This is a genomic window from Anaeromassilibacillus sp. 1001302B_160321_C8 (genome assembly GCF_015554745.1).
Classification (GTDB): Bacteria; Bacillota; Clostridia; order Oscillospirales; family Acutalibacteraceae; genus Anaeromassilibacillus; species Anaeromassilibacillus stercoravium.
Genome location: NZ_JADNJD010000003.1, coordinates 129852 through 142130, shown reverse-complemented (window position 1 = coordinate 142130; position 12279 = coordinate 129852). Strand labels below are relative to the sequence as shown.

Annotated in this window: 13 protein-coding genes and 2 pseudogenes; 5 read left to right on the top strand and 10 right to left on the bottom strand. The window is 47.4% G+C overall.

What is annotated here, in order from left to right:
- Positions 1 to 19 precede the first annotated feature (19 nt).
- On the bottom strand, positions 20 to 238 hold the full coding sequence (locus tag I2E77_RS03460; RefSeq protein WP_442858916.1) for a cysteine-rich VLP protein: 219 nt from the start codon (positions 236 to 238) through the stop codon (positions 20 to 22).
- A 375-nt stretch (positions 239 to 613) separates the two neighbouring features.
- Between I2E77_RS03460 and I2E77_RS03455 the strand changes: the two genes are divergently transcribed.
- Together I2E77_RS03455 and I2E77_RS13845 are read left to right on the top strand one after the other, a co-directional pair.
- On the top strand, positions 614 to 1198 hold the full coding sequence (locus I2E77_RS03455; RefSeq protein WP_087200398.1) for a sugar O-acetyltransferase: 585 nt from the start codon (positions 614 to 616) through the stop codon (positions 1196 to 1198).
- A 29-nt stretch (positions 1199 to 1227) separates the two neighbouring features.
- Positions 1228 to 2028: a helix-turn-helix domain-containing protein gene (locus I2E77_RS13845; RefSeq protein ID WP_243252510.1), complete on the top strand. Its 801-nt coding sequence runs from the start codon at positions 1228 to 1230 to the stop codon at positions 2026 to 2028.
- Between the two features lie 81 nt (positions 2029 to 2109).
- On the opposite strand, the pseudogene I2E77_RS14225 reads toward I2E77_RS13845, so the two are convergent.
- Positions 2110 to 3126 (bottom strand): annotated as a pseudogene (locus I2E77_RS14225) (ATP-binding cassette domain-containing protein); the annotation flags it as partial.
- A 159-nt stretch (positions 3127 to 3285) separates the two neighbouring features.
- Between I2E77_RS14225 and I2E77_RS03445 the strand changes: the two are divergent.
- On the top strand, positions 3286 to 3639 hold the full coding sequence (locus I2E77_RS03445; protein ID WP_195450643.1) for a TnpV protein: 354 nt from the start codon (positions 3286 to 3288) through the stop codon (positions 3637 to 3639).
- 53 nt (positions 3640 to 3692) lie between these two features.
- On the opposite strand, the gene I2E77_RS03440 is transcribed toward I2E77_RS03445, so the two are convergent.
- From I2E77_RS03440 to I2E77_RS03430, 3 genes are read right to left on the bottom strand one after another with little or no spacing between them, the layout of a single operon-like run.
- Positions 3693 to 5048, bottom strand: coding sequence for an ATP-binding protein (locus tag I2E77_RS03440; RefSeq protein WP_195450642.1), 1356 nt, complete (start codon positions 5046 to 5048; stop codon positions 3693 to 3695).
- Between the two features lie 22 nt (positions 5049 to 5070).
- Complete coding sequence (locus I2E77_RS03435) at positions 5071 to 5961, bottom strand: hypothetical protein (RefSeq protein ID WP_195450641.1); 891 nt, start codon at positions 5959 to 5961, stop codon at positions 5071 to 5073.
- Between the two features lie 43 nt (positions 5962 to 6004).
- Complete coding sequence (locus I2E77_RS03430; RefSeq protein WP_195450640.1) at positions 6005 to 6868, bottom strand: sigma-70 family RNA polymerase sigma factor; 864 nt, start codon at positions 6866 to 6868, stop codon at positions 6005 to 6007.
- Between the two features lie 255 nt (positions 6869 to 7123).
- Here I2E77_RS03430 and I2E77_RS03425 point away from each other — a divergent pair, with 255 nt between their 5' ends.
- Both I2E77_RS03425 and I2E77_RS03420 read left to right on the top strand, forming a co-directional pair.
- Positions 7124 to 7327 carry a transposon-encoded TnpW family protein gene (locus I2E77_RS03425; RefSeq protein WP_015573777.1) on the top strand — a complete coding sequence of 68 codons (204 nt, stop codon included), beginning with the start codon at positions 7124 to 7126 and terminating at the stop codon, positions 7325 to 7327.
- Between the two features lies 1 nt (position 7328).
- Positions 7329 to 7598: pseudogene (locus tag I2E77_RS03420) on the top strand (recombinase family protein); the annotation flags it as partial.
- A gap of 91 nt (positions 7599 to 7689) precedes the next feature.
- Here I2E77_RS03420 and I2E77_RS03415 read toward each other — a convergent pair.
- The 5 genes from I2E77_RS03415 to I2E77_RS03395 form a co-directional block, all read right to left on the bottom strand.
- On the bottom strand, positions 7690 to 10011 hold the full coding sequence (locus tag I2E77_RS03415) for a Druantia anti-phage system protein DruA (RefSeq protein WP_195450638.1): 2322 nt from the start codon (positions 10009 to 10011) through the stop codon (positions 7690 to 7692).
- 129 nt (positions 10012 to 10140) lie between these two features.
- Entirely contained in the window at positions 10141 to 10371 is a 231-nt protein-coding gene (locus I2E77_RS03410; protein WP_195450637.1) for a helix-turn-helix domain-containing protein, read from the bottom strand.
- 210 nt (positions 10372 to 10581) lie between these two features.
- Complete coding sequence (locus I2E77_RS03405; RefSeq protein WP_195450636.1) at positions 10582 to 10827, bottom strand: hypothetical protein; 246 nt, start codon at positions 10825 to 10827, stop codon at positions 10582 to 10584.
- Positions 10824 to 11933 (bottom strand): hypothetical protein, encoded by a 1110-nt coding sequence (locus I2E77_RS03400; protein WP_195450635.1) that lies wholly within the window; start codon positions 11931 to 11933, stop codon positions 10824 to 10826. The genes I2E77_RS03405 and I2E77_RS03400 overlap by 4 nt, the downstream gene beginning before the upstream one ends.
- Positions 11930 to 12277 carry a hypothetical protein gene (locus tag I2E77_RS03395; protein ID WP_195450634.1) on the bottom strand — a complete coding sequence of 116 codons (348 nt, stop codon included), beginning with the start codon at positions 12275 to 12277 and terminating at the stop codon, positions 11930 to 11932. The genes I2E77_RS03400 and I2E77_RS03395 overlap by 4 nt, the downstream gene beginning before the upstream one ends.
- Positions 12278 to 12279: the final 2 nt, after the last annotated feature.

Sequence of the window (12279 nt, the reverse complement as noted above, 5' to 3'; positions counted from 1 at the left end):
CGTCCAGCGGCAAGACCGCCTAGCGGAACCACTTACAGCAGACCGAGAAAGAAACTGTCTGCGGGCAGGTGCAGGTGTCCCCATCATCAAGGACAATGCAGTTGCCGTCCTCAAAGCAACAGCACTCCCGGCGTATCAGGCTGGCCGCCTGTTTCTTCTGCGCCGGTGTCATGCGGTAAAGGGAACCGTCCGGCTTGCGTTCCAGCGGCGGCAAGTCTTTATAGGGGTTATCTCTCATGCGTTCCCTCCATTTTGCTTTCCGTTGCCGTTCTCCCCGAAAAGGTTTCCTGCCCCATTCCTGCGGCGTGTTCCGGCGTTGGCACGCTCCCCGCAACTTCGGGACAACTTGTCCCGAAGTGACCTCTGGACAAAGTGTCCAGAAGCTGGCTCCTTGCAGTGCTTCCCCAGCCGGGGTATTCCTTTTCGGACGGTCATTCTGTTTTCAAGGTGCCGTTCATCGATGAACTACCCTAAGTCTACACCTAAATGACCGCCCGTCCCGTATATCCGAAAGGTAGGAAATCGGCTTAAAAAACAGGCTATTTCCACGCTTTCGGAATTGTGGTAAAATAATAAAAACAGAGAAACAAACCAAGGTTTCGGGAGGCTAATTATGACGGAAAGAGAAAAAATGTTGGCAGGACAACTTTATGATTGTGGGGATGCTGAGTTGTTAACTCAATGGCATAAGGCTAAAGATTTAGCAAGGGATTATAATCGAACAGACTCTGTTGATGTTGAAGAAAAAGAAAGAATTTTAAGTGAGTTGCTTGGCGGAAAAGGTAAAAATTTATGGATAACGGCCCCTTTTTACGTTGACTATGGCAATAATATTTATTTTGGAAATAACTGCGAAGTAAATATGAACTGTACTTTTTTAGACGATAATATTATCCGCATCGGAGATAATGCCTTGATTGCTCCAAATGTGCAAATATACACAGCTTTTCACCCAACAAATGCAAATGACCGTTTTGGAGCGCCTAAGGATGATGGTTCATTTGAATTTTGTAAAACACAGACAGCGCCAGTTATCATCGGAAATAATGTATGGATTGGCGGTGGAGCTATCATTATGCCTGGCGTTACGATAGGAAATAATGTCGTAATTGGAGCCGGAAGTATCGTCACAAAAGATATTCCCGATAATGTAATTGCCTATGGAAATCCTTGTCGAGTAGTGCGTGAAAATAAATAATATTTGTTGAGTAGACAAGGAGGGGAAGCATGGAACTATCCATACAAGAACGATTGAAAGACCTGCGTGTAGAGCGTGGCTTGACGCTGGAACAACTTGCGGAGCAAACCCATCTCTCCAAGTCTGCGCTGGGCAGCTATGAAGCGGAGGACTTCAAGGACATCAGCCACTATGCCATTATCAAGCTGGCAAAGTTTTACGGCGTGACCGCTGATTATCTGCTGGGGCTGTCCGAAACCAAAAATCACCCAAACACCGATCTTGCAGACTTGCGTTTGAGTGACGATATGATTGAATTGCTGAAAAGCGGGCGGGTGGACAATTCTCTCTTGTGTGAACTGGCGGCACACCCGGATTTTCCCCGGCTTATGGCTGACCTTGAAATCTATGTGAACGGCGTGGCGGTGAAGCAGGTGCAGACTGCAAACGCCATAGTGGACACCATGAGCGCAACCATTATGAAGCAGTACAATCCCGGCTTGACCGACCCGCAGTTAAAACAGCTTGTCGCCGCCCATATTGACGATGACAGCTTTTGCCGCTATGTGATACAGCAGGACATAAACAAGATAGCCTTTGACCTGCGGGAAGCGCATAAGAACGATTTTTTCAGCGTTCCGGAGGACAACCCGCTGGAAGATTTCTTGCAGACCGCCGAGGAAACCGCCAGAGAGGACAGCGACCCGGAGCAAGCGGCTTTGGCGTTTATCTGTAAGCGGCTTAAACTGAATTACAAGAAGCTGTCTGAGGAAGAAAAGAAGTGGCTGAAAAAGATTGCACAGAAGTCGGACTTGCTGAAAAATCCAAACCCACAGCGGGGGAGAAAATAAGTGGGCGACAAAAACAAATTTTACAAAACGGAGGATACCATGAAGAAAGACGATATCCAATGTTGAAACAACTTCATCAAATATCAAAATGCTGACTGAATCAAAAAGGCTTCTTGCAATTTCAATACGTCGTTGTTCGCCGCTGGAGACATTGATTCCTCCATCAACAATTTCTCGGTTAAGATCAACATTTACTTTAGCATTTGCGACAGCACTTTCAAAGCGAGTGGGGTCATCTGATCTGGAAAGAGTAATGTTGTCACGAACCAAGCCGGAGAAAAGGGAAACATTTTCGTTCAAGTAAGAGACAATGCGAGACAATTCGCCATTGCTAATACTGGAAAGAGGTCTGTCGCCAATATAGATTTGCCCACCGGTATTTTGAATCTGCTTCTTCAATGCCTTAAACATTGTGCTCTTGCCGGCGCCATTTTTCCCGACAATCAAATACTTTTTGCCTGCCTTAAATGTAAAAGAGAAGTGGTCAATGATATGTTTTCCCTCGACCTCTATGGTCAGATCCTTAAACAGAACATCAAGTTGTTCATCTACAGAAGTTAAAGCATCCGCAGAATTTTGTTCCTGACTTTGAGGTTCGGTTTTACTCAGTTCATCAATTTTCTTAACAATCTTTTTGACAGAACGAATAGAGTTTAAGCTCGTAACTATGTCTTGAAGTGGTGATGCCAAATCGCTTGCAAAAGACCTAGCGGCAATTACTGTTCCGACAAGTATTTCACCACGAATAACGTATATTAGCCCTAAGCCTACACCCATAAACTGCATGAACCACGACAACATACTTCCCACGTTGTTCGCTAACGACATCGAAGTATCAGCTTCAAACTTGGCGTTCTCGCTGTCAACGTTGGCTTCATTAAATTTACTAGCGATTGACTGTTCGATAGAGTAATTCTTTATTGTCGAATATGCCCCAAAGTATTCCTTTAATTTTTGTGTGAACCGAGAGAGCTTCATGGAATATTTGAGGTTCCTAGATGATAGTGTATTAGCAAATGCTATTGGTACAAACATTGTGATGAAACCAAATGCTAAGATAGCAGTTGCAAGCTGGGTATTCAAAGCAACAAATGACATTCCCATGATGTAATTTATAAAGGGTGGATTACACCACCGAAAATTACATCATGACTGCGGCTCATTTGTGGCGAATGAAAAGACAGTTGTGATGAAGGAGGGATGCCCTGCACCTGACCGTAACTGTCAACTCCACACATTCCCACAAAGGAGGCCGTTATGAAACTGACCTACACCCAATATGGGGATTATCTGATTCCCAATCTCGTATTGTCAGACACAAGGGAGTACCACATCGGCAAATATGGCCGGATGCGCCGTGTCTATCTGAAAGACCACCGTCCGGCCCTTTACAGTATCCTGCTGCTCACGGAAAAACTCTTTCCCCATTTGGCAGAGATCGACGCTGCCTGCAAAACCCGGCTGGACATCATCAAGACTGCCCTGATGCGCCGGGAAGGCGTGACCGAGGCACTGAAAGCCGCCGATCAGATGGAGTGGGTGCGCCGGAGAAATGGCATCCACAGCCGGGCAGAAGAAATCGTTCTGCATGAACTTGTGTACGCAGAATAAGCAGCAATGCCCTCACAGCAAGCCGTATAAGCCTGCCGTGAGGGCATTTTTCGTTATTTCAGCAACTTCCAGTATCCTTTGCGGTCGGAACCGATGCGCTCAATCAAGCCAGCCCCTTTGAGCATTTTTAATCTAAGCGACACGGTTTTCCGGCTCAGAGACAGGTTTTCGGCAAGGAAAGTCGTTGTGTATGCTGGATCGACGGCAAGGAGATTCAGAATTTTCAGTGATGTCTCATCCAGCGTATCTGTCACCTTATCTGTTACCTTTTCTGTCACCCTGCCGGTAACAGAACGGATGACCCGATCTTCCGGTGCGGTGAATTTTATCATAATGTCACCGGGATTGATGGTATATTCCGGCTGTGGTACGCCGTCCTTTTCACAAGCAGAGCAGATTTTCTCAATGCCACGTCCCCAGCTCTCAATAAAGCCCGCCAGATAGAACACATGGGCAATGTTGGGGTTGTAGGGGCTGGAAGCGTGCTTGTTCATCAGGTTTTCCAGCGTCCAGTTTTCCGGCAGGCATCCGCAGTTGGCGATGTACAGCTTATCTTCGTAGACACTGATCTGGATGGGTACGCCGGATTGGTACTGTTTGTGGCATAAGGCGTTCAGCAAGGCTTCCCGCAGGGCTTCTTCCGGCACAAAGTACCGCTCGATCCGCTGCATCCCCTCATACGTGATTTTGGCCCTCATGTACTTGAGATACACCAGCTCCACGATCTTGTCGATCTGTTCCAGAATGGAGCCGTGGATTTCATCCTGATACAGCAGGTCGGCGTCCGTCTCAAAATAGCCGATTTTCACATACGCACCCAGCTGCCATTTCTCCGGGTCTTTGCTGAAAAGGAGCATGGCCGCATTGGTCAGATACGGGCCATTCATCAGGTGCAGTTTCTCCATCAGCGCATCTTTGGGTTCATCCAACACGCTTTGGTCAATGCGTCCCTTTTTGGCGGCCCATTGCTTGAAGTGGGCAACAACTTCATCGTCCACATCATTCATCGAAAAAGCCGGAAGCGGTAAGTTGTCCCAGGTTGCGCCACGCTTGCGCATGAGGAAGGCCTCCAGCGCCGGGCCGGTCAGAATCTGCCGGGTGCTGCCGCTGCGGTAGTAGTAGACGCCCTTGCAGGAGATGCCGATGGGATACGGCGGCACGTCGATCTCAATGTATTCCTTGCCGTCCTCGTCCAACAGGTTGACACCGACAATAATGCCCATTGCGTCCCGGATTTTATTGGGAATGTCCTCCAGCAGCTTGCGGGCGTTAGGCAGGCCCACGACATTCCCTTCGTCATCGCAGCCGATATAGATTTTGCCGCCCTGCGCGTTGGCGTAGCCGCAGATCCATTCGAGATATTCGTCCTTCCACTTGCTTTTCCATTCCGTATTCTGGCTCTCAGGCATTTTCGTCACCATCCTGTTCTTTCTATTTTCCCCGGCTTTTATAAACATTATACTGGTTCTTGCACCGTGCGCTGCAAAAAACGGCGTTGGCGCGGCTGCTCATAAACACCTTCTGGCAGTGCTTGCACAGCCGCAGCGGTCTTGCCTCGTCCACCAGCATGAAGCTGAACATCATCTGGATACCCAGCAAAAGCGAGTGGAAGTCCCAGTAAATCGTCGGCTTTTCCAGCAGCTCGATATGGTAACTGGGCGCGATCCCGCCAAAGGCCGCCATCGCCTTGCGGTACAGGTTCCGGGTGCCTTCGTCGATGGAGTCATAGTCGTGGTAGTACAAAATGGAGGTCGTCAGCGTGAAAGCCCAGTCCTTGAACTGTTGGGCGATCCAGTCGTATGGTTCAGCATATTCTCGCTGGAAGCTCATCGTTTTCGCCATCGGCTCGTCGGCAAAGGTCATGGTCAGCGCGATCATCGTGCGGTCGCCGGAAACCGTCCAGTCGGATTCCACGCCCCTTTTTACCACGTCCAGCTGTTCAAAAGGATAGAACAGCGCCAGATAATCCTCCGTCTCCATCGTTTCTGCCTTGATGAAGTGGTTCTTCGGCAGATAGACCGCCTCGTAATCCATGAAGGATGGCGTGGTGGGCAGCGCCGTCATCAGGCCCAGCAGGCCGTACTTTGTGACAAATTCCAATATTTCCGTTTCCACGTCCACATCCGTCCTGCGGCCCATCATCAGCATCCCCACATTGAGAGCATCCAGCACCATGCCGGGCATTTCCTTCATGGGGTTATACACATCGGGCTTTGCATCTTTGGCCGGTGTGACGTACCGCTTTCCATCGGCGGCGGTTTTCAGCTCATAGCGGTCATACCGCACCCAATGGGAACGGGACTGTTCAAACAGATTCTTCATAGTCTTACCCTCTATACAGTAATCTTATATATCTGATTTTATATTACTCGCTGTCCTTGCCGCCGTCAAGGACAGCTTTTTTCTTGCGCCGTTTGGTCTTGTTTTCCCGGCGTATCACAGCGTCCTTGCCCTTTTCCCCAAGCAACGCAGCATATTCCTCCATGAACTGCCGCTCCCGCAGTGTCAGACTTTTGCCCTCGTCCTGCATCCGGCACAGATGGACGTACAGCTTCTTTTGCAGCTTTTTTCGGATGGTGTTGCGTACCTTGCGGATGTTGCGGTCAGACTGGCCGCGCAACTGCGCCAGCTGGGTGGTACTGTACAACCGGATGGAGAGAAAATAAAGGATTTCCTTGTGTTCCTCGCTCAGTTCCTCGATCATGCCGGACAGAAACGCATTGGCTGTCAGCTGGTGCATCTCGTAGGGACAGTCAAAGAGGATGTCCAGGAAATTTCCGCTGCACAGCTGCCGCATCGCCGGATTATTCAGCCAGCGCGGCACGATCTTCGGCTCCGGCACGGCCTGATATTCCAACGGCACATCGCCCCGCAGGTTTTCGTGATCCCGTTCCCGGCGTTCCCGGTTGCGGTCGAGCTTGTTCCATTCTTCCACCACAACGGCGAAGTCCTCCGCCGTCCGGGCGGCATCCTCCAACCGTCGCAGCGCCTCGGCCCGCAGCTCCCGTTTCAGCCGCTTCTCGCTGGTGGGGGCAGCTTCTTCCTCTGCGTCCTCCAGTTCCGCGTTATAGTCAATGGGCCGCTCGTCCTGCTCCAGTTCGCTTTCCAGCTCTACGGCACGTTCCTGCTCCAGCTCCTGCGCCAGCGTGTCGTCTACCAGGGTGTCGTCCCAACCGGCGAAGCCATCCGCTGCATCCAACAGGCTGTCTTCGTCCAATATCTGCGCCATGACCTCGCCCCCTCAAAAAATAATTTTGTGTTTCTGCGAAAATGGTTCCGTTTTACACCCGCTTTTTCTCCTATCAGTAGAGGGAGTAACCCGAATAGCAAACAAATAGGTTACAAAGTGACTGATGGGCAAGAGAAAGGAGGAAGCACGCCATGCTGATGCACCGCAAGTAGCTGTGCGGATTGGCAGTTACACAAAACGGAACTATTCACATTATACAACGGCTGCGCCCCGGGCGCAAGAAAGAGAGGTTCAATGGCAGAAACAAAGGGCATCTTTTTGACACGGCATATCGGCAAGACCACCTACAAGGTGCGTGTCCATCTCAGCGAAACCGCAAACGAGACGATGGAAGATAAAATTTTGCGGCTGATCCGCAATGATGGGCTGGCAATGGACGGGGAATGTGGTATAATGGAATTGCCACAAATGAGCCGTCAGTCTGAAAGGAGCGCCTGATATGGCAACCAGACAGACGGAAGAAAAAATTACCGCGCTCTATGAGCGCCTTTCCCGTGACGATGACGTTGCGGGCGACTCGAACTCCATTCTGAACCAGAAACGGTATCTCGAAAGCTATGCAAGGCAGCGGGGCTACACCAACCTTGTCCACTACACGGACGATGGATGGTCGGGCGGCAATTTTGAGCGTCCGGGCTGGAAACGCCTGGTCGCTGACATTGAGGCCGGGAAGGTGGCCCACCTGCTGTGCAAAGATTGTTGTGCGATAATGGGACTAAATCAGAAAGGCCTTGAAACTCAAGGGATTCTGGCTTAGTCCCTTCTTTTTTGACCTGAGAGAAGACTAATTTGCACAACAATCAGCACACCGGGAATATCAGAGTAGCCTTATTGGTCATTGTGCTTGCATCAAGCTCAATGATGGGATCAACCTCAAGAGTATCCAACTGCTCTTGAAGGATTCGGATAATGTGCGTTTTACCATCACCAGGATTTCCGGTAAGAACAACATCTTTTCCTGTACTTACGGCTTCAATAATAGCTGAATCCAATTCTGTAACGACATGAACTCTCGACAAAAATCCATAGTCGATGAAGTCAGCATATCCGCTGCTACCACGGTAGAAATCGCGTATGAAGTCGAGCCCAGTCTTATCAGATTGTATTTGTACCATCTTTTCAGGCTCCTTTAATTTCTCAAATTTCCATTCCGAAGCTTTTTTAAGGGCAGTGCTTACCATAAACTGTTCCTTGTCAAAGCAACGAACTCGTTCAAAGACAGGGGGATAATTCAAACGACTCGCTACCCAACGGTTTAACCAGAAATCAATAATTTTTTGAGTTTCTCCGGCATAGTCGTTGGTATCGAAGTAATAGTTCGGTGACTCATCAATTCCGAGCAGATAATTCAAAGTGTTGCTTGCCAATTCAGCACCGTACACTATTCTTGACATAGCGTGCTTTGAAAACTCCTTCGTATCGCTTTCATCAGATTCAAGAAGTTCTCTAATAGCCATAGTCATCAATCTCATCTTCGGACTTGCACCTTCTCCGAACACATGATTGATTCTTGAAAAGCCGTCGCTTGTTGCTTCGGTAAGACACATGGTGGTTGCTTTGCTTATATGAAGCGTACCAAATCCAACGGTTTTCCCTAACTCTTTCCATCTGACATCGTGGGAAGAATTGAAAATGTATCCCGGAATTTTTAGACGATTATATTGACTTGAGCCAACATAATACAAGGATGTTGTGCCGACATATACGAGATCAGCTGGTCTGCAAACATCTTCACCCTTTAGGCGACTGGCAATCTCGCTCCTCTTGTCAGAGTATCGATCTCGATAGTCACTAATTACCTGAGGGGAGGTCGCAAGTAAAGCTACAAGCTTACCACCAAGAATCTCATTGTACGGAGGGATGGCACCACAAACATTGAGTTCCATCATGCTTGAGCCTATATGCTTTGTTTTTTGTGCGATGAGTGCCGTTCTGATGCAGGACTTTCCATTGTCACTATCACAGAAAGCACTCCAAAGCTCATCGAACTTTTCATTGCTTAGCAGATCTGATAAAGCCTTTTTTGCTCCAAGCAATTTACCAAGTTGATCAGCTCTTTTCCTCCGGTACAGTGCCTGCTCAATTTCCTTAGAGATACTACCCAATTCGCTTTTTTCTTCCGAGATAGTGCCGGCATTTCCTCCTTGATATGCCTTTAGCAAATCCTGGCGTTCTTCTTCTGCTGTCAAAGCAGTATACTGCAGTTTGCGGATAATATCGTCAGATGGGGTAACTATGTCCTCCGAAGCACACAGATCAAAATAATCAATACCTTCAATGCCGTCCTCTAAATATTCAAGAAGCCTTTCAAACGCTTTTTTTGCTGCAGCATGGCTTCCTTCGCCTTTTAGTTTATCGATAAAGGAAGGTGCGTTCCAGCCAATATAATCATCGCGGCAGGTTATCTGAACTGCAGTGTTTTCCAAGGACGCAATTCCCATGACGGCGTGATTCGGATGCGCTGCATCTCGGATAAGATACTGCATTGTTCTTCCGGGGGTAGTTTCTGCAGGAGTAGACCAAGACAATCTGAAATATCTCCAAATCTCGGAAAGCTTTTGTCCGGTATATTCGTCGCGTTCATTTTCTCGAACTAATTGCAGATATGGCGTGATTGCTTCGCTAATCTCTATCCTACCCTCGAAAATTGCAAGAAGTCGAGCGTACAATTCTTCTCCATCAGCAATTAAATGGCTAATTGATTTTTTGGTTGCAGTCTCTCGCTCCATTCGATTTATAAAATCAGAATATATCTGCAATCTTTCGAGACGGCTATCTTGCATCCAACTTCTCAAAAGACTCTTCATCTCAGATAAAGAGTTGCCTTCAAGTTCACTCTTATCCAAAGTAGGAAGGCGCATCTCCAATACGCCTTCTCGATAGCACGCCTTCCAAGATGCTCTAATTAAGTCACGAAGCAGCATCCAAACTGCTCGGTATTTTTTTCTTTGAGCAAGATTTACAGTGCATTCGTGCTCAGCCCAGTGAACCTCCTGTGCAGCAATTTTCTCCAACTCAGAAGTCTTTGTGTTCTCGTTGATTTGCTGAACGACTGTATAAAATCTTGTTCTAAACTCTCCCTCCAACTTAGGACGGAAGGGGATGGATTTGTTCGTTATCATATATCTATCATCCTGTTCGTCACGGTATTTGTTTGCCATAATAACATTGTAGAAATTGGCAGAACAAATATCGCTACAATGCCATGAAGTGGCTCAGTATTTTCTTTTGATAGGTAAGTATAGTTGATATCATTTGGAATTTAGCTCTTGATCACCATCGATCTCAATTACTTCCATAATGTCATCAACCTTGCAATCGAGGCATCTGCAAATTTTGGCAAGGGTATCGGTGGTAATAGCCTCATCGTGACTTAGTTTTCTCATCGCATGGCTGGTCAAATTAGCAGCTTCTTGCAAGTCCTTCTTTTTCATATCTTTGTCGATTAGCAAATGCCACAATTTTTTATATGATACTGCCATCTTGATCTTTCCTTTCCGATTTTTGCGTAGTCACAATTAACCACGATACATTGTATCACAATATCTGCGGAAATACAATATAATCTGCGCTTACTCGCAATTAAATGTGTTTTTCCGCAAGTAAAAGTATTTAGCAACATTGAAATTTATCAATTAGAGGATAAAGAGAAGACTTATTGATTAACAAGAAAATCAATAAGTCTTCGCTGCTTATTCGAGTTCGCTGCCTCGTCTTTTACCACGATCCTGCGCTGCTGTCGGGCTAAGGTAGTCATCAACATTCGCTTTCATTGTGTCGATCATACGAACCTGTTTCTTGAGGTTTGCCCGTTCTTCATAGAGTCGTTGCTGTTCCTGCGCAAGTTGCTCTTGCTCAGCTTTCAGTGATTTGAGGCTTGGCAGTTGACCATCTCCTTGAATGGCAAGAAGTGTACTTTTCGCTGCCTCAAAGATCACCAGTTCGGCCTCATACTTTGAGCGGAAAGCCGACTTGTCCTTTGCCTTCGTGTAAGTATCATAGAATCCTTGATTTTATGCCCTTCCTTTATGCGCTTAATAGCATAACCCAAACGGACAATCACCTCTACAAGCATTGCAGGAATGGACATGGAGCAGAAGTGGATGAAATCATAGCCCTCATAGTACATACCCTGAACGATTTTGGCTATAGTTTGCTCCTCTTCACCAATGCTACCAAATTGCAGAAAGTTAAAAAGGCTCATCAGCGGTACGGGGAGTCCCATAGAAGTAGTCACGTCCGATTTGAAATGAATGACTTGTTTCGCCAACGCTGCAAAGACATCGGATTCTTTGCGGTCGACATAGTTCTCCATCACCTGAGACACAATGTTTCCAGCTTTGTCGATAGTAGTCATTCTGCCGGTTACAATATCCGCTACACCAAATACAAAACCGAGTAAAGGATCGTGCCCCAACTGAAGAAGTCTGTGGTAGTAAGCAGAAAGACCTTCCACACGGATTGTTGTGTGGCGATTGTCCTGGGCATCATACGGAACCTTGCTAACCTTTGAATTGGCAAGTTTCTGCATTTCTTCTTCCGGGAACTTCTTATCAAAGTAGTCTCTAACGTAGTTGGAAAGAGGACCGCCTTTCAATCCGTCCGGGGTTTTCTGTGGAATACCGACAAGAAGAATATCAACTGTAGCTCCAATCAGTCCGGCAAGAGCCGCAATACTGATGTCAAAGGTGTCAAGACGATGCACGGCATTAAATTCTTCGTTGAGCTGCTTGATGGCGAGTTCGTTGCTGCGGAGTTCATCCTCAGTGAAAAGGGATTCTAATTCGCAGTCTGTTCCCACGTGCTTTTCTGCTTCGGCACAGCATTGCTCCCAAGTAGGGATAACCATTGTTTTTCTGGGCTGTACAGGTACTAAGCCTTTGAGCGCATCCGGCTGATATCCAAGACTGCGAAGCAGGGCATCGGCTTTTGCGGCGGTGGCATCTGCTTCGGCAGTAGACGGAAAGTGTATTGATTTGAGGGCTTCATCCTGGTGTTTAAGTACGGAATTTATCTGTTTTTCGGTTTCGCTGTACTTGCTCATTCGGAAGCACCTCCTTCCATTAGGTTATTTACAATTTGCGCCAACTGGTCAACCTTTTGCAGGGCTGTCTGTGCCTGTTCTGCCTCGGCCTTCAGCACATTGATTTCAGCATCATGTTTTCTGATAACTTGCTGTTGTTTGAGGGCATTTTCGACAAAGGCTTTTTTGTCGTTTTTACGTCCCATCCGAACACGAATGTTGTCTATAGTTACACCCGCAAGGATAGTAGTAAGGACTTCCGGCACATGGTTGCTGACAAATATGCCTACGGTCTTACCTGCTTCAACGAGGATGTTACCAGCCTTGGCAAAGTCAATACCGGATAGTTTTATTTGCTTTCCCATAG

What these genes read in the sequence shown, in the direction of transcription:
- I2E77_RS03410 (WP_195450637.1), bottom strand. Translation starts at nt 10,371, where the DNA reads ATGGCAGTATCATATAAAAAATTGTGGCATTTGCTAATCGACAAAGAT.
- I2E77_RS03400 (WP_195450635.1), bottom strand. Translation starts at nt 11,933, where the DNA reads ATGAGCAAGTACAGCGAAACCGAAAAACAGATAAATTCCGTACTTAAA.
- I2E77_RS03440 (WP_195450642.1), bottom strand. Translation starts at nt 5,048, where the DNA reads ATGCCTGAGAGCCAGAATACGGAATGGAAAAGCAAGTGGAAGGACGAA.
- I2E77_RS03425 (WP_015573777.1), top strand. Translation starts at nt 7,124, where the DNA reads ATGGCAGAAACAAAGGGCATCTTTTTGACACGGCATATCGGCAAGACC.
- I2E77_RS03455 (WP_087200398.1), top strand. Translation starts at nt 614, where the DNA reads ATGACGGAAAGAGAAAAAATGTTGGCAGGACAACTTTATGATTGTGGG.
- I2E77_RS03395 (WP_195450634.1), bottom strand. Translation starts at nt 12,277, where the DNA reads ATGGGAAAGCAAATAAAACTATCCGGTATTGACTTTGCCAAGGCTGGT.
- I2E77_RS03435 (WP_195450641.1), bottom strand. Translation starts at nt 5,961, where the DNA reads ATGAAGAATCTGTTTGAACAGTCCCGTTCCCATTGGGTGCGGTATGAC.
- I2E77_RS03415 (WP_195450638.1), bottom strand. Translation starts at nt 10,011, where the DNA reads ATGATAACGAACAAATCCATCCCCTTCCGTCCTAAGTTGGAGGGAGAG.
- I2E77_RS03445 (WP_195450643.1), top strand. Translation starts at nt 3,286, where the DNA reads ATGAAACTGACCTACACCCAATATGGGGATTATCTGATTCCCAATCTC.
- I2E77_RS13845 (WP_243252510.1), top strand. Translation starts at nt 1,228, where the DNA reads ATGGAACTATCCATACAAGAACGATTGAAAGACCTGCGTGTAGAGCGT.
- I2E77_RS03460 (WP_442858916.1), bottom strand. Translation starts at nt 238, where the DNA reads ATGAGAGATAACCCCTATAAAGACTTGCCGCCGCTGGAACGCAAGCCG.
- I2E77_RS03430 (WP_195450640.1), bottom strand. Translation starts at nt 6,868, where the DNA reads ATGGCGCAGATATTGGACGAAGACAGCCTGTTGGATGCAGCGGATGGC.